A 22,763-nucleotide genomic window follows, 5' to 3' on the forward strand; every position below is an offset into this window, starting at 1 on the left:
TTTCATGAAGGAGAGCAGCTGAATTGAAGAAGAACGTTCTTATCATTGGTGCAGGAGGTGTCGCCAAGGTGGTGGCCCACAAGTGCGCACAGCATAACGACGAACTGGGTCGTATTGCGATTGCGTCACGGAACATCTCCAAATGCCAGGCCATCATCGACAGCGTCAAGGCCAAGGGTAGCCTCAAGGTACCCGCCGACATCCAGGCCTTCTCGCTCAACGCCCTCGATGTCGAGGCGACCAAGGCACTGATCCGCGAGACCGAATCGCAGATCGTGATCAACGTTGGCTCCGCCTTCCTCAACATGTCGGTGCTGCGCGCCTGCATCGATACCGGTGTCGCTTATCTTGACACCGCCATCCACGAAGAGCCGGGCAAGATCTGCGAGACCCCGCCGTGGTACGGCAACTACGAGTGGAAACACCTCGAAGAGTGCCAACAAAAGAACATTACCGCCATTCTCGGCGTCGGCTTCGACCCGGGTGTGGTGAACAGCTACGCGAAACTCGCGCAGCAGCAGTACTTCGACCAGATCGACTCGATCGACATCCTGGACGTGAATGCCGGTTCTCACGGCAAGTACTTCGCCACCAACTTCGACCCGGAAATCAACTTCCGCGAGTTCACCGGGCAAGTCTGGAGCTGGCAGAACAGCCAGTGGACCAGCAACACCATGTTCGAGGTCAAGCGCACCGACGATCTGCCGGTAGTGGGTTCGCAGAACCTGTACCTGACCGGCCACGACGAAGTGCACTCGATCTCGAAGAACCTGAACGTGCCGAACGTGCGTTTCTGGATGAGCTTCGGCGAGCACTACATCAATGTGTTCACCGTGCTGAAGAACCTCGGCCTGCTCAGCGAGCAACCGGTGAAAACCGCCGAAGGCCTGGAAGTGGTACCGCTGAAGGTGGTCAAGGCCGTGCTGCCGGATCCGGCCTCGCTGGCCCCGGGCTACACCGGCAAGACCTGCATCGGTGACCTGGTCAAGGGCACCAAGGACGGTCAGCCGCGCGAGGTGTTCATCTACAACGTGGCCGACCACGAAGAAGCCTACGCCGAGACCGACAGCCAGGGTATTTCCTACACCGCAGGCGTGCCTCCGGTAGCCGCCGCGCTACTGGTTGCCCGTGGTCAGTGGGATGCCGGGCGCATGGTCAACGTCGAGGAGCTGCCGGCCGAGCCGTTCCTCAAGGCGCTGGACGTGATGGGCCTGCCAACCCGCGTCAAGGATGAAAAAGGCGATCGTCCATGGGACGCTGAAGCCTAAGCTGCACGATGAAGGGGCGCCAGATGGCGCCCCTTCTGTTTGTGGGACCTATCTGTGGGATCGCTACTTCCTGGCCTCCAGTATCAAGTTGAACGGCGTCTGCGTCGCCCGCCGGAAGCGCCTGAACCCCGCCTCCTCGAACACCGCCCGCAACCGAGCTTCCCCAGCCTGCGCACCCAGCCCCAGCCCCACTTCCTGCGACAGCGAGTTCGGCGTGCAGATGAACGTCGAAGCCGCGTAGAACAAGCGCCCCACCGGGTTGATATTGGCATCCAGGGTATCCTCGGCGAACGGCTCCACCAGCATCACCGTGCCGTCGTCCTTGAGCGCCTGATAGGCGTGTCGTGCCGCGCCCACCGGGTCACCCATATCGTGTAAACAATCGAAGAAACACACCAGGTCCAGATCGTGGCCGGGATAGTCCTTGGCCGACGCCTGCTGGAAGCCGACCCGCTCGGCCACGCCTGCGTTACGCGCGCGCTCGCTGGCGGTGAGCACCGAAGGCGCATGGTAGTCGTAGCCGATGAAGCGCGAGGCGGGAAACGCCTCGGCCATGACAATGGTAGAGGCGCCATGGCCGCAGCCGACATCGGCCACCTGGGCGCCGGCCTGCAGCTTTTCCACCACCCCGTCCAGAGCCGGCAGCCAATCAGCCACCAGGAACGTTCGGTAGCCGGGTCGAAAGAAGCGCTCGGTGCCACTGAACATGCATGGATGGTGATCGCCCCAGGCCAGGGCGCCATCGCCGCGCATGGCCGCCACCAGCTTGTCCTTGTCATGGAACAGTGCCGCCAGCACCGAGGCGCCGCCGGCCATGTAGGCGGGCGAATCTTCCAGCGCCAAGGTCATGGCCTGCTCTTCGGGCAGGGTGAACTGTCCATCGTGATGCACCAGATAACCCGCCGCGGCCTGGCCATTGAGCCACTCGCGTACCAGCCGCGGCTGGCAGCCGGTGCGTTCGGCCAGGGCCTCGGGCGTGACTGGCTGACTGTCGGCCATGGCCCGATACAGCCCCAGTTCATCCCCAAGGATGACATTGGCCAGCGTCGCCGCCGCGCCCATGTCGCCCACCAGCTTGCCCATGAACTCGTGAAGCCTTGCCTCGTCCATGACCTGCCCTCCTCTGCCAGAAGGCCACCGTCGGCGACGTCCGGTCCGGTAGGCGGTGGTCGGATGGTTGATCGGGTCGCATCTGCAACCGACCCGGGCTTTAAGTCTAGACCCGCCTGCGCTATCTTCGCCGCGCCGCAGGCTTGCCCGCCAATGGCGGACGACCGCATTCGCGCACTAAAGGAACTGTCAGCATGTTTTCCAGCCGTACCCTCGTCCTCACCCTGGGCGTTGCCTTCATCATTCTCGACCAGTGGGTAAAACTGATCGCCCTGGTCGCCCTGAACAATCACAGCTATGTCTATGGCAACCAGAGCGTCTGGCTGGACCTGGCCCTGAGCCTCAACCCCGGAGCGTTCCTCAGCCTCGGCGCCGGGCTGGCTCCGTGGCTCAAGCAACTGGTGTTCGTGGTCGCCGTCGGCGTGGTGTGCGCCTGGGCCATGGTCTGGGCCTGGCGCCACTGGCAATCGGCACCGGTCAAGGCCAGCGCGGCCTGGTTCATCGCCGTGGGCGGGCTATCCAACTTGATCGACCGGGTTTTTCGCGACGGCCACGTGGTCGATTACCTCGTCCTCAACATCGGCACCCTGCACACCGGCGTGTTCAACCTGGCCGACATCGCCATCATGGCCGGCGCCACGGTGCTGGTGGTGGACGGCATTACCCGGCCGAGCAAACGCTGATCCCGCCTCGCCAATGGGCCGTGCTGCGCAAGGCGGTCGGCCCTGCGAAACTGGCCTTCGGAGCTTTACTACACAATTGTGGGAAGCCACCCACTGCCTTTCCGCCATCATCGGAGCAGCAGACACGTTAGCCTTTTCGCACCTCAGTTCCAATGCATTCGAGGGTGCGACATGGACGAACGTAGACTGGCCGAACTTGCCGGTTTCAAACAGGCTGCACGCGGGCAGATTGCCCTGGAGATTGGCCAGCGCAACAACCATCTCGCCCAGTGGCTGGCCATCGAAGAAATCGACGAGCGCGCCATCACCGCGCATGAGCACTGGCATCCGCAGCAGCATGATTTTGGCTGGGAGCGTGTACTGAAATGGAAGGCTCGGCGTGCCCATGCCCGCGCCCTCGACATCGCCCTGTGGCATCACGACCAGCTGGCAGGCTTGTGCTGGGCCTCACCGCAGGGCAGCAAGGAGAAGATCATGGTGCTGTACCTGCAGCGCAACCCTGATGATCGCCTGCTGACCAAAGGCCATGTCGCGCCCCTGTGCCTGAGCGGCGTACGCTTTTATGCCAGCATGCTGGGTCTGAAATGGGTCGTGGTGCGAGATCCCTTGCCTCAGGCCCGAGCAGCCTACGAGCGAGATGGTTTCACCCAGGTCAAGGGAGTTGGCCTTGCCTACAACTTGGACGCGGACTACGCTGCATTCACTCGGGAGGACGCATCGCATGACGGCAACACCCAGTGATTTTGAAGCAACTGTCGCCTACTTCAAGGCCGTTGCCGACGAGAAACTCGCGCGGCTACGCGCATCGCCCCACTACGACAGCTTTATCAGCGAAGCAGCCGTGGAGGCGTTTGCCAAAGTCGAAGGTTCCGCCTACGCGGGCCGCCCCAAGCGAGGCAAAGCCCGCGCACCTGAATGACCGAGGCCCTGCCAGCATCCGCAAGGCCTCGATCACCTGCACTCGCTCAGTTCTTGCGAATACCGACACTCTCCAACTGCTCAAGCAACGCCTTGGCCAATGCCTTGTCGGAAAACGGATTCTGCCCGGTGATCAACTCACGATCGACCACTACATGGGGCTGCCAGGCCTGGGCATAACTCATGTCGCCTCCTGCACCGTCCATGGCCTTGGCGGGATAGAACTGCAGGCGCTGCTCCTTGAGTGAGCCCTCGAACACCTGCTCCTCAGGGTCAGAGAAAATGGTCATGCGATAGCCCCGGTACGTCCAGTCGCTGGCCGCCGGGGTTTCGCCACGGGCGAGCGCGGCGCGGTAGGCGGCCGGGTCCTGCTGCGCCGACAGCAACGTGATCGGGCCGTGGCAAATGGCGGCCGTGGGCTTGCCGGCCTGGTGGAAATGACGCAACAGGGCACCGACGTCGGGGTTGTTGGCCAGGTCGATCAGCGGCGCATGGCCACCCGGGATGAAGATCCCGGCATAGCGGCCCATATCGCCCGCCAGCACCTCCTTCACCGACAGCGTGTCGTCGATATCCGGCAGGCTATCGACCACCTGGCGGATACGCTGCATCTCGCGGGCATCGCCGCCGAAGTACATCGGATCGATCGAGCGCTCATCGACACTCGGCGCATTGCCCTTGGGCGTCACCAGCACCAGCTTGTAGCCGGCCTTGAGCAACTGGTCGGCAGGCACGCCGAATTCGTTGAGGTAGTAACCGGTGGGGTACGGTTTGCCGTCCTTGAGCTGCAGCTGGTTCTCGCTGGACAACAGCACCAGTACCTCACCCTTCGCAGCGGCGGCGGCCTGGCCGGCCAGCAAAGTACCAGCCAGTGCCAGCGCGACGGGAGCAATCATGTTCATGGTGTCTTCCTGATCAGTTGAATGGCGCGATATCCAGCCCGTGGGCAAGCTGGACTTGAGTCGGTGCGGCCAACCAGCCGGCGCTGGCGGCGCGATAGGCCTGGTAATGGGCACTGTCGCGATGGGCCTCGACGGCAGCGGCATCGACATACAGCTCGAACAGCTCGAACGCCAGTACCTCGCCCTCGCGGACGAACAGGTCATAGCGCAGGTTGCCGGGCTCGGCGCGGGTCTGCTCCACCATCCGGCGCAAGGCCTGTTCTGTGACCTCACGGTGTTCAGGATGCGGGTGGATAGTGGCGAAGATGGCAATGGTCACGGGCGTCTCCCTCAACAAGTTGGGCCCATCCTAACCATCGCGTTATGATTCGATAATTCGAAAGCACTTATTCCTGTGATTCATTTTATGAATATCAGCAACAAGGACCTCAACCTGCTGCACCTGTTCCAGGTGCTCTATGAAGAGCGCAATGCCTCCCATGCGGCGCAACGGCTGGCCCTCAGCCAGCCCGCCCTGAGCCACAAGCTCAACAAGCTGCGCCAGCAGTTCGGCGACCCCTTGTTCGTGCGTGCGCCGCGTGGCCTCACGCCAACGCCCAGGGCCCATGAGCTGGCGCCCCGGATACAGCAGCTGGTTGCACAGCTACAGGACTTCTACAGGGATTGCGACGGCGATGATTTCCTCTCCCGCCCGGCCCAGGTGCACCTTTACAGCACCGACTACCTGGAGCAGACCCTGCTGCCCAGGCTGCTGCCAATCCTGCGCACCCAGGCACCGAACCTGACCCTGATCACCCACAACACCCAGGGCAACCTGCCACGCGAGGCGCTGGAAAAAGGCACCTGTGACCTGGCCATCGCCGGTTTCTACAACGGCTTGCCGGACACCTTCCATCAACAGCGCCTGCTCAGTGAGGACTTCGTGGTACTGGCCGCCGCCGACAACCCACACCTGACCGAGGGCATGAGCCTGGAGGCGTTCCTGGCCTGCGAGCACCTGCTGACCACACTCACCGGCGACCTCGATGGCCGGGTCGATCACGCCCTGCGGGCTGTTGGTCGGCAACGTCGGGTGGTGGCCGGCCTGTCCAGCTTCATTGCCCCTACGCGCCTGGTACGAGGCACCGACCTGCTGCTGACCTGCCTGCGCTCGCTGGCCATCGAAGCGGTCGAGCGCGACCCCGGCCTGCGCCTGCACACCCTGCCCCTGACGCTGCCCCGGATCGAAGTGATGCAGATCTGGCACGCGCGCACCCACGCCGACCCCTTGCGTCGCTGGTTTCGCCAACAGGTGTGGGAGGTGGCGCAGCAGGTCACTGCACCAGCTGGTTGATCTCGATGATCGGCATCAGCAGCGCCAGCCACCGTGGGCGTGCACATGTCCACTGAAACTCTCGGGCGGCCCGACGGGTCACAGCCAGTGCATGCAACAAGGATCACACCTTCAAGGAGACTGGACATGCCCTACCCCATGACATTCACACCCCCCTTCCGCCTGCTGGCCCTGGCCGGTGCCCTGCTGGCCTGCGCCACTTTGGCCAACGCCGACGACGTGCTGCTGGTCGGCAACAAGGCCGACGCCAGCGTGTCGGCCCTGGACACTGGCAGTGGCCAGGAAATGATCCGCCTGCCGGTAGGCACCGGCCCCCACGAGGTGGTGGTCAGTGGCAATGGCCTGCTCGCCGTGGTCGGCAACTACGGCGCGCAAGGCACGGCGAACAACAGCCTGAGCGTGATCGACTGGCCGACCCGGACGGTCGTGCGCACCATCGACCTGGGCGAAGACGCCCGCCCCCATGGCATTCGCTTCCTGCCCGACAGCCAGCGTGTGGTGGTCACCACCGAAGCCAGCGAACGTCTGCTGGTGGTCGACCTGGCCCAAGGTAAAGTGCTCGACCGGATCGACGTCGGTGGCGGCAAACCGCACATGGTCGCGCTGTCACCCGGTGCCGACCGCGCCTACGTCAGCCATGTCGAGAGCGGCACGCTGTCGGTGGTCGACCTGCTGCACAAGAAGAAAATCGCCGAGATCCCCACGGGCGCCGGCAGCGAAGGCGTGGCGGTGACCCCTAGCGGCACCCAGGTATGGGTCAGCAACCGCGACGGCAACGAAGTGGTCATCGTCGATAGCAAGCGCCTGGAAGTCACCGACCGTATCCGCACCGGCCTGTTCCCGATCCGCGTCGCGATGACCCCGGATGGCAAGTATGCACTCGTCACCTGCGCCAAGTCGGCGGAACTGGCGGTGATCGATGTGGTGGCCAAGAAAGAGATCAAGCGCATCGGCCTGGCGCGCGAAGGCGCCGAATACCGCCGCACGATGCTCGGCGAAGAGGCGCTGCCAATTGGCGCGGTGGTCTCGCCGGATGGCAAGCGGGTCTATGTGGCGATCAGCGGCGGCGATGAGGTCGCGGTGATCAGCACCGCCAACTGGACCGAGAAGGCTCGCTGGAAAGCCGGCCCCGAGCCGGACGCCCTGGCGATCGTGGTGCAGCCGAAGGAAGACAGCTGAGCGCCGCAAAGGCGCCTCGCGGGAGGCGCCTTTGCTCCATGGGCAACAGGTCACTGCACCAGCTGGTTGATCTCGATGATCGGCATTAGCACCGCCATGACGATCAGCAGCACCACCGCCCCCATGATCACGATCATCAGCGGCTCGAGCAGCGCGGTCATGCCCATGGCGCGGCGCTCGATATCCTTGGCCAGGCTGTCGGCGGCGCGATCGAGCATCGGCGGCAGGTTGCCGGTCTTCTCGCCGCTGGCGATCAGGTGGATGAGTAGCGGCGGAAAGACCTTCTCCACCGCCAGCGCCGAGGCCAGCCCAGCGCCCTCACGCACCCGCGCGGTGGCCTCGCTGACACACTGGTCGAGGCGATCGTTGCCCAAGGTCTGGCGCGCCGCCTCCAGCGCACGCAGCAGCGGCACCCCGGCGCTGCCGAGGATCGCCAGCGTGGAGGCAAAACGCGCCGTGTTCAGGCCCAGCGCGAAACGGCCGAACAACGGCAGCCGCAGGATCCGGGCGTGCCAGGCCAGGCGCGCCGCCGGGGCGCGCAGGTAGACCCGCCAGGCCCAGAACGCCCCGGCCATCAGGGCGAAGCACAGCGCGCCCCATTCACGCACGAAGTCACTGGCCGCCAGCATCGCCAGGGTCAGCCCGGGCAGGTCCTGGCGTGCCTGGGTGAAGGCGCTGACCACCTGCGGCACCACGTAGCTGAGCAGGAAGATGACGATGCCCACCGACACCAGCCCGACCACACCGGGGTAGATGAACGCGGTGAGTATCTTGCCGCGCAAGGTGTTGCGCTCCTCGATGTAGTCGGCCAGGCGCTCCATCACCTGGGCCAGGTCGCCGGACTCCTCACCCGCCGCCACCAGTGCCCGGTAGATCTCGGGGAAGTCCCGCGGCCGCTGCGCCAGTGCGTCGGCCAGGCGCATGCCACTGCGCACATCGCCGCGCACCGCCCCCAACAACTGCGCCACATGCTTGCGCTCGGCCTGCTCCAAGGTCGCGCCCAGCGCCGCTTCCAGCGGCAGGCCGGCGGCCAGCAGGCTGGCCAGCTGACGCGTGGCCCAGGCCAGGTCGCCATCGCTCAGCCTGGCGCTGAACAGGCCCGCGCCCTGCCCGGCAGAGGCCTGGGCCTCGACCTCCAGCGCGGTCAGGCCCAGGCCGCGCAGCTGGACCATGGCGGCACCTGGACTGTCGGCTTCGAGCAACCCCTTGACGATGTGCCCCTGGGCGTCGGCGGCTTCATAGCGATAGCGGTTCATCAGGCATCCCGTGTCACGCGCAGGATCTCTTCCAGGCAGGTGCCGCCGCTGTCGACCCAGCGCTGGCCGTCTTCGCGCATGCTGCGCATGCCGTTGCTGCGGGCGGCGGCGCGCAGGGCCTGTTCATCGGCGCCCTGGTGCACCAGGGCGCGTACTGCGTCGTCCACGCAGAACAGCTCGTGGATGCCGGTGCGCCCGCTGTAGCCACAGTGATTGCAATGCGCGCAGCCCACCGCCCGGTACTGCCCGGGCGCGGCTGGGTCGGGCTCGCGGCAGTGCGGGCACAGGCGCCGCACCAGGCGCTGGGCCAGCACGCCGAGCAGCGCCGAGGCCAGCAGGAACGGCTCGACGCCCATGTCGACCAGGCGGTTGACCGCCGACACCGCATCGTTGGTGTGCAGCGTGGCCAGCACCAGGTGCCCGGTCAGCGAGGCCTGCACGGCAATCTGCGCGGTCTCCAGGTCGCGGATCTCGCCGATCATGATCACGTCCGGGTCCTGGCGCAGAATGGCGCGCAGGGCCACGGCGAAGCTCATGTCGATACGTGCGTTGACCTGGATCTGGCTGATCCCCGGCAGGTCGTATTCCACCGGGTCCTCGACGGTGAGGATGTTGCTGACACTGGCATCCAGCCGCGCCAGCGCGGCGTACAGGCTGGTGGTCTTGCCCGAGCCGGTGGGGCCGGTGACCAGCACGATGCCATGGGGCTGGCGGATCAACTGGTCCAGCCGCGCCAGCACCGCGGCGTCCATGCCCAGCGCCTCCAGGCGCAGGCGCCCGGCCTGTTTGTCCAGCAGGCGCATCACCACGCGCTCGCCATGGCCGGTGGGTACGGTGGACACGCGGATATCGATGGGCCGCCCGGCCACGCGCAGGGCGATGCGGCCGTCCTGGGGCAGGCGCTTCTCGGCAATGTCCAGCTGCGCCATGATCTTGATCCGCGACACCAGCGCGCCGTGCAGCGCCTTGCGCGGCGAGACCACGTCGCGCAGGGTGCCGTCGACCCGGTAGCGCACCAGGCAGTGGCTCTCGAACGGCTCGATATGGATATCGCTGGCCTGGTCGCGGGCCGCCTGGGTGAGCAAGGCGTTGATCATGCGGATCACCGGCGCGTCGTCCTGGGCCTCGAGCAGGTCGGTGACTTCCGGGATGTCCTGCAGCAGGCGGTCAAGGTCCACTTCGTTCTCCGCCGCGCCCACCACCGCCGCGGCGCTGCCGGTATCGGCGTAGGCGCTGACCAGCAAGGCGTCCATGTTCGCATCGGTCACCGCTTCGACAGCCACCGCGCCAAAGCGCCGACGCACCTCTGCCAACGCCCAGCCCGGGCTCGAAGGGCAGCACGAGAGTACCGCCCTCGCCTCGCCATCGGCCTGCAGCACCACCCGCTGGGCCTTGGCCCAGGCATACGGCAGGCGGCTCAACGGGCCACCTCGTCCACCGGCACGGCACGGATCGAGGCCCGTGGTGCCTGCGATGACACCGACCGCGCACGGCCCTGGTCGGGCACGCCCTGCTCCACCGGCGGCAGCAGCGGCATGTCCATGTCCGGCAGCGCCCAGGAGTGCTCGGGCTTGAGGTTGCCCTGGGTACGGCGGATGAAGTCGTAGCGGTTCAGGGTGATGCTGCGCCCGGCCGCGGCATCGCGCACGATGTACGGGCGCAGGAACACCATCAGGTTGGTCTTGGTGCTGGCCCGGCGCTCGCTGCGAAACAACGCGCCGACCCCCGGCAGCCCGGACAGCCACGGGATACCTTCGTTGCTCTGGGTGTAGCCGTCCTGGAGCAACCCGCCGAGGACCATGATCTGGCCATCGTCGAGCAGGATGCTGGTGTCGATGGCGCGCTTGTTGGTCACCGTGCCGGCGGCACTGGAGGCGCGCTGGTCGACGCTGCTGACCTCCTGGTAGACATCGAGCTTGACCGTGCCGCCCTCGGAGATCTGTGGCCGCACGTTCAGGCGCAGGCCCACTTCCTCGCGCTGGATAGTCTGGAATGGGTTGTTGCTGTTGCCGCCGCCATCGGTGACGTACTGGCCGCTGACGAAGGGAATGGTCTGGCCGACGAAGATGCTCGCCGCCTCGTTGTCCAGGGTCAGCAGGTTGGGTGTCGACAGCACGTTGCTGCCACCCTTGCTGGTCAGCGCACGGGCCAGCACCTTGAGGTCGAGCACCTCGCCGATGCCGGGGATCTTCACCGTGCCATCGACCACGCCCACCGACAGCCCCTTCGGCAGTACGTCGATGCTGCTCGGCCCCTTGACCAGCCCGCTGCCACCGAGGTTGGCGCCGCCGAACACACCATTCTTGCCGAGGTTGCCGGCTTGCCACTGGATGCCGAATTCATTGGCGTCGTCCTCGCCGACCTCGACGATCAGGCTTTCCACCACCACCTGGGCGCGGCGCTGGTCAAGCTGGTCGATGACCTCGCGCAGGCTGCGGTACAGCGGCTCGGGGGCGGAAATCAGCAGGGTATTGGTGGTTTTGTCGGCCTGGATGGTCGCGCCGCCAGCGGAGAACGCGGTGCCTTGGTCATTCTGCTGCGCGCTGGCGCCGTAGCCGTTCGGCGTGCTGCCGGCGCCCAGGCCGTTGCCGCGGTTCTGGCTGCCAGTTGTGCTGTTGTTCTGCATGCCGGTGTTGTTGCCGGTGCTGGCGCTGTTGCCGTTGCCACTGCCGCCGGTGAGCATGCCGCCACCGCTGAGCAGCGCGCGCGTGCCGTCGGCAGTGGCGCTGTCGCTCTCGCCAGTCAGCAGCCCGCGCAGGCTCTGCGCCAGCTTGTCGGCCTGGGCGTTGCGCAGGTACACCACGTGCAGGTTGCCGGCGCTGTTCTGCGCATTGTCGAGCTTGTAGACCAGGTCGCGGGCCAGCTGGGTGCGCTCGGGGCTGCCGGAACGGATCACCACGCTGTTCGAACGCGGATCGCCCAGCACGCTGATCTTCTGCGTCGGGTCGCTGCCCTGGCTGTCGAGCAGTTCGTTGACCATGCTGGCGATGTCGCTGGCGATACCGTTGTTGATCGCCACCACATCGGTGTCGATGGCGCTGGGGATGTCGACCCGATCGAGGATCTGCGCGACCCGCTCGAGGTTTTCGGCGTAATCGGTGACGACCAGGGTGTTGTTGCCCGGGTAGGCGTTGATCGGGTTGTCCGGCGAGACGATCGGGCGCAGCACCGGGATCAGGTTGACGGCATTTTCATACTGCAGACGGAAGGTCCGGGTGACCATGCCGTTGCCCGCGTCGCGGTCACCGCTCACCAGCGCGCCGCCCAGCAGCTTGGCGTCAGCCTGGGGCACCACCTGGGCCACACCGCCGACATCGACCACGCTGAAGCCCTGCATGCGCAGGGCCGACAGCAGCATGGAATAAGCCTTGGCGGCCGGCACCTCACCTTCGGAAACCAGGGTCAGCTGGCCCTTGACCCGTGGATCGACCAGGAACTGGCGACCGGTGGCGCGGGACAGGCCGCGCACCACTGCCTGGATATCGGCATCGACGAAGTTCAGCTGTACCGGCTGGTCGCCAAGTGGATTGGCCGGCGCGGGTGCGGCCACGGCGCGACTGTGGCGCTGGCCGACGCGAGGCGGCGACTGGCGCTGCAGCGGGCGGCTCTGCGGTTCGCGGTGATCCAGGGTGCCCGCCGTGGCACCGGCCTCGGCCAGCGGGCGGCCCAGCTCGCTGCTGGCCAGGGGGCGTTGCACGCTCGGCGCGCTGGCACAGGCGCTGAGCGCCAGGGCCAGGAGCAAGGGCGCGAACGGCAATCGCGGTGAACGGAGGCACGTCATGAAGGGTCCTTAGCGCCATGCGCCTGAGTCATGCGAAGGGTTCCGGAAAAGGTCACCGGGCTGCCGGGCTCGCCGGGGTCCCGGCGCAATGTCAGCTGGCCAATACCGAGCCCAAGGCGCGGCGGCACAGACTGCAGCCAGGCCATGGCCGCTTCCGCGGGGGCCCGCTGCCAGCCCAGGCGCCAGGTATCGCCCTCGCCGTCGAGCTGTGACTGCGCCAGCAGGCCAGCCTGCTCCAGGCTCTGGCGCAAAGCCTGGGCGGTATCCGCAGGCCGTTGTGCCAGGCGCTCGCCGAGCAAGGCATCGAGCGCCTGCGCCTGGCTGCGCAGCTTGGGTGTTTCGGCCTGCCAGTGGTCGATCCGGGCCAGGGCGGGAAGCACCAGTACCTGCCAGCAGAACAGCGCGCCGAGCAAGCCGCCTGCCAGGGCGACCGCACGACGCTCCCGCGCGGCCAGGGCTTGCCAGCGTTGCCGGCCCTGCCCGCGCAGCAGGCCCAGGCGGGCCTTAATCGACATGGGCCAGCTCCTCACCGGATGGGTTGGCTGCCCTCAGGGTCCAGCCTTGCCCACTGGCCTGGCCCTCGATGCCGCGTGCGGCGAGGTCGGCCTGCCAGGCGCTGTCCGCCGGGGCCTTGCCACCATCGTTCAGGGGCGTGAGACGCAGCACGCCATCCTGATAGTCCAGTGCCTCGACATTACCCGCGAGGAACGGCATGACCTGTCCGGCGCCGTCGAGCAAGGCCGCCAGCCCCGAGCCGGCGCCGCCCTGCCCGCCCTGCAGTTGCTGACGCGCCTGCTGCAACGGGTTGAGAACCACCGGCAACTGCGGGAAGGCCATGCGCACCTGGGCGACCATGTAGGCGCGCAGCCGCTCGCCCTCGTCGGCCAGGTGCGCGGCATAGAGGTTCAAGCCCAGGCACCAGATCACTGCCGCCGCGCCCCAGATCGCCAAGGTGCGTCCCAACGCTGGCGATTTCACTGGCCCGGCAAGCCCGCCGGCCAAATCGACCGACGACGCTGTATCGTCCTGCCGGGCGAACAGCCCGGCCACGCGGATGCCATCGGCCTGCAGCCACGCCTGCAGACGCGCCATCTGCGCAAGGCCCAGCCAGGCCACGGCGACCTGCCCATCAGCCTGGCGCGGCCCGTGCGCCACATGGACCTGCCCGACATCGCCAAGCACCAGCCCCTGGACCGCGCAGCCCACCGCCGCGCTCAACCGCTTGCCCGTCAACGGTGGCAAGGCCAGGGCCAGGGCCAGGCTGTCGTGCGCATGCAAGTGCAGGCGCCAGGGCGCGCCCTTGGCCTGGCGCTGCAACTGCGCGCGGGTGGCCTGGCCGCCACGCTCGGCCTGGCGGTAATCCAGCAGCGAGGCATCCTCCAGCTCCGCCAACGGCGGCAGCTGCACGTCAACCAGCGTACTCATGCGCCCACCCGGCTCCAGATGACATCCGGCAACTGCCCCTCGCGCTGGCGCAGCAGCGCCTGCAGGGGTAGTTCACGGCTGCCCAGGCGCGCCTGGCCGCGCAGGCGGAACCAGTCGCTGTTGATCCCCACCCGCACATTGGCCATGGCCAACTGCGGCATGCGCAAACGGTTGACGAAATCGCCCCGGTTGATGAACCAGCGCCCACTGTCGCGCTCGGCCACCAGCGCCATGGCCTGCTGCAGCGACAGCCCCGGCACCTGCGCGGCAAGCACTTCGGCACTGGCAGTGTTGCCATTGATCCAGGTCAGCGCCGGCAGCACCGTGACGAATCGGCGCAGGCGTTGCAGGGCCTCGGCGTCCATGCCCTTGAGCCCGACCAGGGCATCGACGCTGCGCAGCATCGGGCGCCTGGCCGGCAACGGCTCGGCGGCAACGGCTGGCGAGGTCGCACGGCCGCCTTGCAGGCCTTGACCGGCACTGCTGGGGGATACCGGCGGACGCTGTGGGTAGCTGTCGATCACCTGCCCGGCGATGGCCGTGGCCAGCCGCTCGCCGATGCCGATCAGCGCGCACAGGCGCTGGAAGGTCGCCAGTGCCTCGCTGTCCACCTGGCCATCGACCACAAGGTTGCGCAGGTTGAACTTGCCCTGCTCATCCTCCAGTTGCCCATCGAAGCGCACGCTACCAGACGGCTCATGGCGCATCGGTCGCGTCCAGGGTTGGCCGCCACGTACCAGCGGGTCGCGCAGGCGTTGTTCGAACAACACCCGACGGCTCAACTGCAGGCCGCCTTCCAGAGCCCATTGTCCCTGCAGCGCCATCTGGCGGTTCTCTATCTGCCGGGTCTGCAGCCCCTGGCGTTCGATCATGCCTGCGGCGATCACCGCCACCACCGCGGCAATCAACAGCGCACTGATCACGGCCATGCCTTCCTGGCGCGCCATGGCCGGTCACAACTGCCAGGAGCCGAGGTCGGCGTTCACCCCATCGCCCCCGGCCTGGCCGTCGGCGCCCAGGGAAAACACATCGATCTCGCCGTTGGCGCCCGGGTTCAGGTACTGGTAAGGGCGGCCCCAGGGGTCGTTGGGCAGGCGGTCGAGGTAGGCACGCCATTGGCCATCCTTGGCCTGCGCCGGCTTCTCCACCAACACCTTCAGGCCCTGGTTTTGATTCGGGTAGGCGCCGTTGTCCAGGCGGTACAACTTCAGTGCCTGCATCAGCCCGCCGATGTCCTGGCGCGCCGCCGTGGCGCGCGCCTGGTCGGGGCGGTCGAGCACCTTGGGCACCACCATCGCCGCGAGAATCCCGAGGATCACCACCACCACCATGATCTCGATCAGGGTGAAGCCCTGCTGGCGCAAGCGGCGGGTGGGAAGGTTGCGGCGGGCGATCTGCATCTCGGCATTCCTTGCGTGAGTTCGAATCGGGGGCCGATTGTGGCAAGGCGGTATGTCACGGATATTGAAAAAGCTCGGGAGTCGGCGTCGTCAAAGCGTCATCGGGCCGCTCTACAGTGCTGCTTTGCCTTGCGCGAAAGGTGCCCTGTGCGTGCCACCGAGGATGGTTTCACCCTGATCGAAGTGCTGGTGGCGTTGACCATCGTGGCGGTGGCCATGGCCGCCGCCGTGCGCGCCAGCGGCTTGATGACCCAAGGGAACGGGCTGTTGCGCGACAAGGCGCTGGCCTTGCTCGCCGCCCAGGGACGCCTGGCCGAACTGCGCCTGGAAGGCAGCGCCAGGCCAGGCGTCAGGCAGTTCGAATGCGACCAGGGCCGCCTGCGCTTGCGCTGCGAGCAGCGCGTGTCGCGCTCGCGGCAAGGGCTGCTGGAGGTGTCGCTGCAGGTGTTCGACCGCCAGCATGAAGGGCCGGCGCTGGCGCGGCTGCAGACGTTGCTCGGGGGCGCCGAGGCTGCGCCCGCCACCTAGTGTGGTTCATGCAAAGAAATGTAACAGCCTGCCATTCGGCAACCCCGGCGAACGCGACTAGGCTCAATCGCATGTGATGCCGGGCCCCTCTGACGGTTTGCGCCGCCATGTCGGAATCACTGTTGCCATGCAACGTCGACAATCAAGGAGGGGCTCATGACAGCTCTGCACACTTTTCTCTTCACGCCTTTTCTCGGCACCAGCGCCTGGTTGTGGCTGGTCTTCATCACCATCGTCATCGCCTTGCTGGTCCTCGACCTCGGCGTGCTGCACCGCCAGGACCGCGAGATCGAGATGCGCGAAAGCCTGCTGCTGTATTCGGGCTACTTCAGCGTCGGCGTGCTGTTCGGTGTATGGGTCTGGTATGAGCTCGGAGCGCAGCCGGCGCTGGAGTTCTACACCGGTTTCCTGGTCGAGCAGTCGTTGTCGATGGACAACGTGTTCGTCATGGCGATGATCTTCAGCTTCTTCGCCATCCCCCGCCGCTATCAGCACCGCGTGCTGTTCTGGGGCATCCTCGGGGTGGTGGTGCTGCGGGCGATCATGATCGGCGTGGGCGCCGCGCTGGTGCAGCACTTCGCCTGGGTGCTGTATATCTTCGGCGCCTTCCTGCTGTTCACCGGGGTGAAGATGGCACTGTCCAAGGATGACGCCCACCCGGACCTGGCCAACAACCCGGTGCTGCGCTTCGTGCGTCGGCACATGCGGGTGACCGACCAGCTGCATGGCCGGCACTTCTTCGTCCATCTCACGCCACCCGGAACGGACCGCGCCATCCGCTATGCCACACCGCTGTTCCTGGCCCTGGTGCTGATCGAGCTGGCCGACCTGGTGTTCGCCGTCGACAGCGTGCCGGCGATCTTCGCCATCACCCAGGACCCGTTCATCGTCTACACCTCGAACATCTTCGCCATCCTCGGCTTGCGCTCGCTGTACTTCGCCCTGGCGGCACTGATGCACCGCTTCGTCTACCTCAAGTACGCGCTGGCGTTGGTGCTGATCTTCATCGGCTGCAAGATCTTCTGGCACGGGCTGGTGGGCAAGGTGCCGGCCGGCATTTCGCTGGGGGTCACGTTCGGGCTGTTGCTCGGCGGCGTGCTGCTGTCGTTGCTGCGCACACGCAATCAGCAGCAACCGGCCGAACAACAACCAGCACAGGACGAACCACTGCCCACAGAAAACAAGCCGACCGCCATTGCCGCCGACAACATTGCCGAGAAGAAAGGCCCGCACCTGCGGGTCTGATCAGGGCACGAGCCCCTCGACGATGATCACCTGCGCCATCGCCGCCCCCTGGCGATGGCGGCAGGCCTCCTGGTACAGGTCCGAGCGATAGCAGGCCACGGCCTGCTCATAGGAATCGAACTCGACCACCACGCTGCGCTGCGGCGTCGCCCGCCCCTCCAGCGCCTCGCTGCGCCCGCCCCGGGCCAGGAAGCGCCCGCCAAAGACGACGAACGCCGCCGGGGCGCGCTGGGTGTATTGCAGGTATTGCTCGGGGTCGGTGACGTCCACATGGGCGATCCAGTAGGCCTTCATTCGTCGCGCTCCGGTTGCATGGTCATTATCGTATTATGGTATACCATAAAACTTTCCTGACCAGTATGAGCGTGCAACATGGCCTTCAACAACATCGAAGAACTCCTCGACGACTACCGCCAGGGCCGGATGGTCCTGCTGGTGGACGACGAGGACCGGGAAAACGAAGGCGACCTGCTGATCGCCGCCGAGCGCTGCGACGCCCAGGCCATCAACTTCATGGCCCGCGAGGCGCGTGGCCTGATCTGCCTGACCCTCACCGATGAGCACTGCCAGCGCCTGGGCCTTGAGCAGATGGTGCCAAGCAACGCCAGCGTGTTCGGTACCGCTTTCACCGTCTCGATCGAAGCCGCCAGCGGTGTGACCACCGGCATTTCCGCCGCCGACCGGGCACGCACGGTGGCCGCGGCCATGGCCGCCGACGCCCGCCCCGAAGACCTGGTACAGCCCGGCCACATCTTCCCCTTGCGTGCCCGCGAAGGCGGCGTGCTGACCCGCGCCGGGCACACCGAGGCCGGTTGCGACCTGGCCCGCCTGGCAGGCTTCAGCCCGGCATCGGTGATCGTCGAGGTGCTCAATGATGACGGCAGCATGGCCCGCCGGCCCGACCTGGAAGTGTTCGCCGCCCGGCATGGCATCAAGATCGGCACCATCGCCGACCTGATCCACTACCGGCTGAGCACCGAGCAGACCATCAAGCGCATCGGTGAACGGGCATTGCCCACGGTGCACGGCAACTTCCGCCTGGTCACCTACGAAGACCGCATCGAAGGCGGCGTGCACATGGCCATGGTCATGGGCGAGATCCGCCGCGAGCAGCCCACCCTGGTGCGCGTGCATGTGATCGACCCGCTGCGCGACCTGGTTGGCGCCGAGTACGCAGGCCCGGCCAACTGGACGCTGTGGGCGGCGCTGCAGAAGGTCGCCGAGGAAGGTGCCGGGGTGGTAGTGATCCTGGCCAACCATGAATCCTCCCAGGCCCTGCTCGAACGCGTGCCGCAACTGACTCAGCCGGCCCGGCCCTACCAGCGTGGCCAGTCGAAGGTCTACTCGGAGGTCGGCACCGGCGCGCAGATTCTCCAGGACCTGGGCGTGGGCAAGCTGCGCCACCTGGGGCCGCCACTCAAGTACGCCGGGTTGGCCGGGTACGAGCTGGAGGTGGTGCAGAGCATTCCGTTCGAGAGTAATTGATTTCACGGTGCTGCAAGCACTGCCTGTCAGCTGGCTCCCACAGGGACCTCGCAATTCCTGAGACCCGCGCCGTATCTGTGGGAGCCGGCTTGCCGGCGATGGGCCGCAACGGCCCTGTCGCCACGCGGAGTGATGGCCGGTCAGCGCCGACCTCTTGCGAAAAGTTTGGAATACCATAATATGACATTCCGTAGACCTTGATTCTGCCGGCCGCACCTACACTGACATGACGGCCACGCTCCACCCGTTTGACGCTGCTCCCCGAACATGATTGGCGGGCGACAGAAGCCCGCCTCGAATAACAAAAGCAACGAGGGCGTAACCATGCTGTTGAGCAAACGAGTAACCGCAGTGCTGTCCGCCAGCCTGCTGACCCTGGCCTGCCAGGCCACCCAGGCGGCCGACAGCCTGAACTTCGTCAGCTGGGGCGGGACCACCCAGGATGCGCAGAAGGCCGCATGGGCCGAACCCTTCAGCAAGGCGTCCGGCATCAAGGTGGTGCAGGACGGCCCCACCGACTACGGCAAGCTCAAGGCCATGGTCGAAAGCGGCAACGTGCAGTGGGACGTGGTCGATGTCGAAGCCGACTTCGCCCTGCGCGCCGCCAGCGAAGGCCTGCTCGAACCCCTCGATTTCAAGCAGATCCAGCGCGACAAGATCGACCCGCGCTTCGTCTCCGACCATGGCGTCGGCTCGTTCTTCTTCTCCTTCGTGCTCGGCTACAACGAGGGCAAGCTCGGCGCCAACAAACCGGTGGACTGGTCCGCCCTGTTCGACACCAAGACCTACCCCGGCAAGCGCGCCCTGTACAAGTGGCCCAGCCCCGGCGTGCTCGAACTGGCCCTGCTGGCCGACGGCGTGGCGCCAGACAAGCTCTACCCGCTGGACCTGGACCGCGCCTTCAAGAAGCTCGACACCATCAAGAAAGACATCGTCTGGTGGGGCGGCGGCGCCCAGTCGCAGCAACTGCTGGCCTCGGGTGAAGCCTCGCTCGGGCAGTTCTGGAACGGCCGCGTGTATGCCTTGCAGCAGGACGGCGCGCCGGTTGGCGTGAGCTGGAAGCAGAACCTGGTCATGGCCGATTTCCTGGTCATCCCCAAAGGCGCGAAGAACAAGGACGCAGCCATGAAGTTCCTGGCCAACGCCAGCAGCGCCGAAGGCCAGGCCGAGTTCGCCAACAAGACCGCCTACGCCCCGGTCAACGTCGACAGCGTGGCCAAGCTCGACAAAGACCTGGCGCCGAACCTGCCGACTGCCTACGCCCAGGACCAGGTGACCCTGGACTTCGCCTACTGGGCGAAGAACGGCCAGGCCATCGCCGCCCGCTGGAATGAGTGGCTGGTCAAATGAAAGTCGCCATCAATGCCCTGCACAACGCGCAAGGTGCCCCCAGCGGCACCGGCGCGCCCGGGGCGGCCGAGCGTCGCCCGCCCATCAGCCAACGCTGGCGCGGCAGCCGCAACCTGCTGCCGGCGCTGCTGTTCCTCGGCCTGTTCTTCTTCGCCCCGCTGGTCGGCCTGCTGCTGCGTGGGGTGCTGGAGCCCGAGCCGGGCCTTGGCAACTATGCGCAGCTGTTCGCCAACTCGGCCTATGCCCGGGTGCTGTTCAACACCTTCTCGGTGGCCGGCCTGGTCACCCTGATCAGCGTGCTGCTGGGCTTCCCGCTGGCCTGGGCGATCACCCTGGTGCCCAAGGGCTGGGGCCGCTGGCTGCTGAACATCGTGCTGCTGTCGATGTGGACCAGCCTGCTGGCGCGCACCTACTCGTGGCTGGTGCTGCTGCAGAGCTCGGGGGTGATCAACAAGGTGTTGATGGCCATGGGCATCATCGACGCCCCGCTGGAGATGGTGCATAACCTCACCGGCGTGGTGATCGGCATGAGCTACATCATGATCCCGTTCATCGTCCTGCCGTTGCAGGCGACCATGCACGCCATCGACCCGATGGTGCTGCAGGCAGGCTCGATCTGCGGCGCCAGCCCCTGGACCAACTTCTGGAAGGTGTTCCTGCCGCTGTGCCGCTCGGGGCTGTTCTCCGGCGCGCTGATGGTGTTCGTGATGTCGCTCGGCTACTACGTCACCCCGGCCCTGCTCGGCGGCGCGCAGAACATGATGCTGCCCGAGTTCATCATCCAGCAGGTGCAGTCGTTCCTCAACTGGGGCCTGGCCAGCGCCGCTGCCGCCCTGCTGGTGGTGATCACCCTGGTGCTCTTCTACCTGTACCTGAAGCTGCAGCCGGAGTCCCCGGTCGGCAACGCGAGGTAAACCGCCATGCTGCTTTCCCCCAATGCCATGGGTCGCCCGCTGCGCACCGGGCTGTACCTGACCACCGGGCTGATCGCTGCCTTCCTGCTGCTGCCGGTGGTGTTCATCATCCTGCTGTCGTTCGGCTCGTCACAGTGGCTGGTGTTCCCGCCACCAGGCTGGACCTTGAAGTGGTACGCGCAGTTCTTCGCCAACCCCGAGTGGATGGACGCGGCGCTGGCCAGCCTCAAGGTGGCGCTGCTCACCACCTTCGCCGCCGTGGCGCTGGGCCTGCCCACTGCCTTTGCCCTGGTGCGCGGTCGCTTCCCGGGCCGCGAGCTGCTGTACGGGCTGTTCACCATGCCGATGATCGTGCCCCTGGTGATCATCGCCGTGGCGGTGTACGCGCTGTTCCTCAAGCTGGGCTACACCGGCACCTTGTTCGCCTTTGTGGTGAGCCACGTGATCGTCGCCCTGCCCTTCACCATCATCTCGATCATCAACTCGCTCAAGCTGTTCGACCAGTCCATCGAGGACGCCGCGGTGATCTGCGGCGCCTCGCGCCTGCAGGCGATCGTCAAGGTGACCTTCCCGGCGATCCGCCCGGGCATGATCGCCGGCGGCCTGTTCGCCTTCCTGGTGTCCTGGGACGAAGTGGTGCTGAGCGTGATGATGGCCAGCCCCGACCTGCAGACCCTGCCGGTGAAGATGTGGACCACCCTGCGCCAGGACCTGAGCCCGGTGATCGCGGTGGCCTCGACGCTGCTGATCGGCCTGTCCCTGCTTGTGATGTTGATTGCCGCCGCCCTGCGCCGGCGCGCCGAAAACGCCTGACTGCCCGGAGCCAATAACAATGAATGCAGTGATCAAAGACGATACCCGCAACCGGCCCCTGGTCAGCCTGCGCGGCCTGAACAAGCACTACGGCGACTTCACCGCCGTGGACAACCTGGACCTTGAGATCCAGGACGGCGAGTTCCTCACCTTCCTCGGCTCCAGCGGCTCGGGCAAGTCCACCACCCTGTCGATGCTGGCCGGCTTCGAAACGCCCAGCAGCGGCGAGATCCTGGTCGACGGCCAGTCGCTGGTCAACGTGCCGCCGCACAAGCGCGACATCGGCATGGTGTTCCAGCGCTACTCGCTGTTCCCGCACCTGAACGTGCGCGACAACATCGGCTTCCCCCTGGCCATCCGCAAACTCGGCGCCGACGAGACCCGCAAGCGCGTGGAGGCCATGCTCAAGCTGGTACGCCTGGAACCCTTCGCCCACCGCAAGCCCTCGCAGATGTCCGGCGGCCAGCAGCAGCGCGTGGCGATCGCCCGGGCGCTGGTGTACGAGCCGCGCATCCTGCTGATGGACGAGCCACTCGGCGCGCTGGACAAGAAGCTGCGCGAAGACCTGCAGGACGAACTGCGCCAGCTGCACCGGCGCCTGGGCATCACCATCGTCTACGTGACCCACGACCAGGAGGAGGCAATGCGCCTGTCCCAGCGCATCGCCATCTTCAGCCATGGCCGCATCGTCGGCCTGGGCACCGGCTACGACCTCTACCAGAACCCGCCGAATGCCTTCGTCGCCTCGTTCCTGGGCAACTCCAACTTCCTGCGCTTCACTGCCAGCGGCAACGGCGGCGGACACTTCGAGGGCCAGCCGGTGGCGGTGCGCCTGACCCCGGGCCTGGCCAACGCCCAGGAAGCGTTGATCATGGTGCGCCCGGAGAAGGCCCAGGCGCTGACCGTCGAGCAGGCCGCGCGCGAACCCTTGCCGGCAGGCTGGAACGAAGTCAGCGCCACGGTCGCCGAGCTGCTGTTCCTCGGCGAAAGCCAGACCTGCCACGTGGTCACCCAGGGCGGCACGGCGCTGACGGTCAAGGCGCTGTCCGCCGCGGGCATGTCCATGCAGCCGGGCGACCAGGTCAGGGTGCGCTGGGCCGTAGCGGATGCGTGCATCTACACCGACTGGGCCGAGAGCGACCTGAGCAAGGGCGCCGGGGCACATTGAGCCAA

24 protein-coding genes are annotated in these 22,763 nt (G+C 66.4%); 13 read left to right on the forward strand and 11 right to left on the reverse strand.

What is annotated here, in order from left to right; translation table 11 throughout:
- Positions 1-23: 23 nt before the first annotated feature.
- On the forward strand, positions 24-1,268 hold the full coding sequence (locus tag AC3WL2_RS18470) for a saccharopine dehydrogenase family protein (RefSeq protein WP_038705903.1): 1,245 nt from the start codon (positions 24-26) through the stop codon (positions 1,266-1,268).
- 63 nt (positions 1,269-1,331) lie between these two features.
- Here AC3WL2_RS18470 and AC3WL2_RS18475 read toward each other — a convergent pair whose 3' ends face one another.
- Positions 1,332-2,378 carry a class I SAM-dependent methyltransferase gene (locus tag AC3WL2_RS18475; protein WP_102683738.1) on the reverse strand — a complete coding sequence of 349 codons (1,047 nt, stop codon included), beginning with the start codon at positions 2,376-2,378 and terminating at the stop codon, positions 1,332-1,334.
- 194 nt (positions 2,379-2,572) lie between these two features.
- Between AC3WL2_RS18475 and AC3WL2_RS18480 the strand changes: the two genes are divergently transcribed.
- The 3 genes from AC3WL2_RS18480 to AC3WL2_RS18490 all read left to right on the forward strand — a co-directional run bounded on the left by AC3WL2_RS18480 (position 2,573) and on the right by AC3WL2_RS18490 (position 3,980).
- On the forward strand, positions 2,573-3,061 hold the full coding sequence (locus AC3WL2_RS18480) for a signal peptidase II (protein ID WP_046855997.1): 489 nt from the start codon (positions 2,573-2,575) through the stop codon (positions 3,059-3,061).
- A gap of 171 nt (positions 3,062-3,232) precedes the next feature.
- The gene (locus tag AC3WL2_RS18485) at positions 3,233-3,802 is read left to right on the forward strand and encodes a hypothetical protein (RefSeq protein WP_102683739.1); all 570 of its coding nucleotides are present in this window, start codon (positions 3,233-3,235) and stop codon (positions 3,800-3,802) included.
- On the forward strand, positions 3,783-3,980 hold the full coding sequence (locus tag AC3WL2_RS18490; protein ID WP_102683740.1) for a hypothetical protein: 198 nt from the start codon (positions 3,783-3,785) through the stop codon (positions 3,978-3,980). The genes AC3WL2_RS18485 and AC3WL2_RS18490 overlap by 20 nt, the downstream gene beginning before the upstream one ends.
- Positions 3,981-4,026: 46 nt before the next feature.
- On the opposite strand, the gene AC3WL2_RS18495 is transcribed toward AC3WL2_RS18490, so the two are convergent.
- Complete coding sequence (locus tag AC3WL2_RS18495; protein WP_102683741.1) at positions 4,027-4,881, reverse strand: type 1 glutamine amidotransferase domain-containing protein; 855 nt, start codon at positions 4,879-4,881, stop codon at positions 4,027-4,029.
- A gap of 13 nt (positions 4,882-4,894) precedes the next feature.
- Positions 4,895-5,200 carry a putative quinol monooxygenase gene (locus tag AC3WL2_RS18500; protein ID WP_102683742.1) on the reverse strand — a complete coding sequence of 102 codons (306 nt, stop codon included), beginning with the start codon at positions 5,198-5,200 and terminating at the stop codon, positions 4,895-4,897.
- A gap of 87 nt (positions 5,201-5,287) precedes the next feature.
- On the opposite strand from AC3WL2_RS18500, the gene AC3WL2_RS18505 reads away from it, so the two are divergent.
- The gene (locus AC3WL2_RS18505) at positions 5,288-6,214 is read left to right on the forward strand and encodes a LysR family transcriptional regulator (protein WP_102683743.1); all 927 of its coding nucleotides are present in this window, start codon (positions 5,288-5,290) and stop codon (positions 6,212-6,214) included.
- Between the two features lie 126 nt (positions 6,215-6,340).
- Positions 6,341-7,393: a YncE family protein gene (locus tag AC3WL2_RS18510; protein WP_082120435.1), complete on the forward strand. Its 1,053-nt coding sequence runs from the start codon at positions 6,341-6,343 to the stop codon at positions 7,391-7,393.
- 50 nt (positions 7,394-7,443) lie between these two features.
- On the opposite strand, the gene gspF is transcribed toward AC3WL2_RS18510, so the two are convergent.
- Genes gspF through gspG form a run of 7 tightly spaced genes read right to left on the reverse strand, consistent with a single transcriptional unit; the run spans position 7,444 to position 15,255 of the window.
- A complete protein-coding gene (gene gspF, locus AC3WL2_RS18515) occupies positions 7,444-8,649 on the reverse strand; it encodes a type II secretion system inner membrane protein GspF (protein ID WP_102683745.1) in 1,206 nt (401 codons plus the stop codon).
- Complete coding sequence (gspE, locus tag AC3WL2_RS18520) at positions 8,649-10,070, reverse strand: type II secretion system ATPase GspE (RefSeq protein WP_102683746.1); 1,422 nt, start codon at positions 10,068-10,070, stop codon at positions 8,649-8,651. The genes gspF and gspE overlap by 1 nt, the downstream gene beginning before the upstream one ends.
- The gene (gene gspD, locus AC3WL2_RS18525) at positions 10,067-12,430 is read right to left on the reverse strand and encodes a type II secretion system secretin GspD (protein ID WP_102683747.1); all 2,364 of its coding nucleotides are present in this window, start codon (positions 12,428-12,430) and stop codon (positions 10,067-10,069) included. Before gspD ends, gspE begins: the two co-directional genes overlap by 4 nt.
- Entirely contained in the window at positions 12,427-12,945 is a 519-nt protein-coding gene (locus AC3WL2_RS18530) for a type II secretion system protein M (protein ID WP_102683748.1), read from the reverse strand. The genes gspD and AC3WL2_RS18530 overlap by 4 nt, the downstream gene beginning before the upstream one ends.
- The gene (gene gspL, locus AC3WL2_RS18535; protein ID WP_102683749.1) at positions 12,935-13,855 is read right to left on the reverse strand and encodes a type II secretion system protein GspL; all 921 of its coding nucleotides are present in this window, start codon (positions 13,853-13,855) and stop codon (positions 12,935-12,937) included. Before gspL ends, AC3WL2_RS18530 begins: the two co-directional genes overlap by 11 nt.
- Positions 13,852-14,802 (reverse strand): type II secretion system minor pseudopilin GspK, encoded by a 951-nt coding sequence (gene gspK, locus AC3WL2_RS18540; RefSeq protein WP_102683750.1) that lies wholly within the window; start codon positions 14,800-14,802, stop codon positions 13,852-13,854. The genes gspL and gspK overlap by 4 nt, the downstream gene beginning before the upstream one ends.
- Before the next feature lie 6 nt (positions 14,803-14,808).
- The gene (gene gspG / locus AC3WL2_RS18545; protein ID WP_102683751.1) at positions 14,809-15,255 is read right to left on the reverse strand and encodes a type II secretion system major pseudopilin GspG; all 447 of its coding nucleotides are present in this window, start codon (positions 15,253-15,255) and stop codon (positions 14,809-14,811) included.
- 147 nt (positions 15,256-15,402) lie between these two features.
- Here gspG and gspI point away from each other — a divergent pair, with 147 nt between their 5' ends.
- Both gspI and AC3WL2_RS18555 read left to right on the forward strand, forming a co-directional pair.
- Entirely contained in the window at positions 15,403-15,783 is a 381-nt protein-coding gene (gspI, locus tag AC3WL2_RS18550) for a type II secretion system minor pseudopilin GspI (RefSeq protein ID WP_102683752.1), read from the forward strand.
- 156 nt (positions 15,784-15,939) lie between these two features.
- Positions 15,940-17,028 (forward strand): TerC family protein, encoded by a 1,089-nt coding sequence (locus AC3WL2_RS18555; protein WP_232968116.1) that lies wholly within the window; start codon positions 15,940-15,942, stop codon positions 17,026-17,028.
- On the opposite strand, the gene AC3WL2_RS18560 is transcribed toward AC3WL2_RS18555, so the two are convergent.
- Positions 17,029-17,322: a DUF1330 domain-containing protein gene (locus AC3WL2_RS18560; protein WP_102683753.1), complete on the reverse strand. Its 294-nt coding sequence runs from the start codon at positions 17,320-17,322 to the stop codon at positions 17,029-17,031.
- Positions 17,323-17,400: 78 nt separating this feature from the next.
- Between AC3WL2_RS18560 and ribBA the strand changes: the two genes are divergently transcribed.
- The 5 genes from ribBA to AC3WL2_RS18585 all read left to right on the forward strand — a co-directional run bounded on the left by ribBA (position 17,401) and on the right by AC3WL2_RS18585 (position 22,758).
- Entirely contained in the window at positions 17,401-18,513 is a 1,113-nt protein-coding gene (ribBA, locus tag AC3WL2_RS18565; RefSeq protein ID WP_102683754.1) for a bifunctional 3,4-dihydroxy-2-butanone-4-phosphate synthase/GTP cyclohydrolase II, read from the forward strand.
- Between the two features lie 324 nt (positions 18,514-18,837).
- Complete coding sequence (locus tag AC3WL2_RS18570; protein WP_094011077.1) at positions 18,838-19,863, forward strand: ABC transporter substrate-binding protein; 1,026 nt, start codon at positions 18,838-18,840, stop codon at positions 19,861-19,863.
- Entirely contained in the window at positions 19,860-20,777 is a 918-nt protein-coding gene (locus tag AC3WL2_RS18575) for an ABC transporter permease (RefSeq protein WP_102683755.1), read from the forward strand. The genes AC3WL2_RS18570 and AC3WL2_RS18575 overlap by 4 nt, the downstream gene beginning before the upstream one ends.
- A 6-nt stretch (positions 20,778-20,783) precedes the next feature.
- Entirely contained in the window at positions 20,784-21,590 is an 807-nt protein-coding gene (locus AC3WL2_RS18580; RefSeq protein ID WP_102683756.1) for an ABC transporter permease, read from the forward strand.
- Between the two features lie 19 nt (positions 21,591-21,609).
- Positions 21,610-22,758 (forward strand): ABC transporter ATP-binding protein, encoded by a 1,149-nt coding sequence (locus AC3WL2_RS18585; protein WP_102683757.1) that lies wholly within the window; start codon positions 21,610-21,612, stop codon positions 22,756-22,758.
- Positions 22,759-22,763: the final 5 nt, after the last annotated feature.

It is taken from the genome of Pseudomonas sp. FW305-96, assembly GCF_058783825.1.

What these genes read in the sequence shown, in the direction of transcription:
- AC3WL2_RS18570 (WP_094011077.1), top strand. Translation starts at nt 18,838, where the DNA reads ATGCTGTTGAGCAAACGAGTAACCGCAGTGCTGTCCGCCAGCCTGCTG.
- AC3WL2_RS18510 (WP_082120435.1), top strand. Translation starts at nt 6,341, where the DNA reads ATGCCCTACCCCATGACATTCACACCCCCCTTCCGCCTGCTGGCCCTG.
- gspK (WP_102683750.1), bottom strand. Translation starts at nt 14,802, where the DNA reads ATGGCGCGCCAGGAAGGCATGGCCGTGATCAGTGCGCTGTTGATTGCC.
- AC3WL2_RS18575 (WP_102683755.1), top strand. Translation starts at nt 19,860, where the DNA reads ATGAAAGTCGCCATCAATGCCCTGCACAACGCGCAAGGTGCCCCCAGC.
- gspL (WP_102683749.1), bottom strand. Translation starts at nt 13,855, where the DNA reads ATGAGTACGCTGGTTGACGTGCAGCTGCCGCCGTTGGCGGAGCTGGAG.
- AC3WL2_RS18490 (WP_102683740.1), top strand. Translation starts at nt 3,783, where the DNA reads ATGACGGCAACACCCAGTGATTTTGAAGCAACTGTCGCCTACTTCAAG.
- gspF (WP_102683745.1), bottom strand. Translation starts at nt 8,649, where the DNA reads ATGAACCGCTATCGCTATGAAGCCGCCGACGCCCAGGGGCACATCGTC.
- AC3WL2_RS18475 (WP_102683738.1), bottom strand. Translation starts at nt 2,378, where the DNA reads ATGGACGAGGCAAGGCTTCACGAGTTCATGGGCAAGCTGGTGGGCGAC.
- ribBA (WP_102683754.1), top strand. Translation starts at nt 17,401, where the DNA reads ATGGCCTTCAACAACATCGAAGAACTCCTCGACGACTACCGCCAGGGC.
- gspG (WP_102683751.1), bottom strand. Translation starts at nt 15,255, where the DNA reads ATGCAGATCGCCCGCCGCAACCTTCCCACCCGCCGCTTGCGCCAGCAG.
- AC3WL2_RS18480 (WP_046855997.1), top strand. Translation starts at nt 2,573, where the DNA reads ATGTTTTCCAGCCGTACCCTCGTCCTCACCCTGGGCGTTGCCTTCATC.
- AC3WL2_RS18555 (WP_232968116.1), top strand. Translation starts at nt 15,940, where the DNA reads ATGACAGCTCTGCACACTTTTCTCTTCACGCCTTTTCTCGGCACCAGC.
- gspD (WP_102683747.1), bottom strand. Translation starts at nt 12,430, where the DNA reads ATGACGTGCCTCCGTTCACCGCGATTGCCGTTCGCGCCCTTGCTCCTG.
- AC3WL2_RS18560 (WP_102683753.1), bottom strand. Translation starts at nt 17,322, where the DNA reads ATGAAGGCCTACTGGATCGCCCATGTGGACGTCACCGACCCCGAGCAA.
- AC3WL2_RS18485 (WP_102683739.1), top strand. Translation starts at nt 3,233, where the DNA reads ATGGACGAACGTAGACTGGCCGAACTTGCCGGTTTCAAACAGGCTGCA.
- AC3WL2_RS18505 (WP_102683743.1), top strand. Translation starts at nt 5,288, where the DNA reads ATGAATATCAGCAACAAGGACCTCAACCTGCTGCACCTGTTCCAGGTG.
- AC3WL2_RS18530 (WP_102683748.1), bottom strand. Translation starts at nt 12,945, where the DNA reads ATGTCGATTAAGGCCCGCCTGGGCCTGCTGCGCGGGCAGGGCCGGCAA.
- AC3WL2_RS18580 (WP_102683756.1), top strand. Translation starts at nt 20,784, where the DNA reads ATGCTGCTTTCCCCCAATGCCATGGGTCGCCCGCTGCGCACCGGGCTG.
- AC3WL2_RS18495 (WP_102683741.1), bottom strand. Translation starts at nt 4,881, where the DNA reads ATGAACATGATTGCTCCCGTCGCGCTGGCACTGGCTGGTACTTTGCTG.
- AC3WL2_RS18585 (WP_102683757.1), top strand. Translation starts at nt 21,610, where the DNA reads ATGAATGCAGTGATCAAAGACGATACCCGCAACCGGCCCCTGGTCAGC.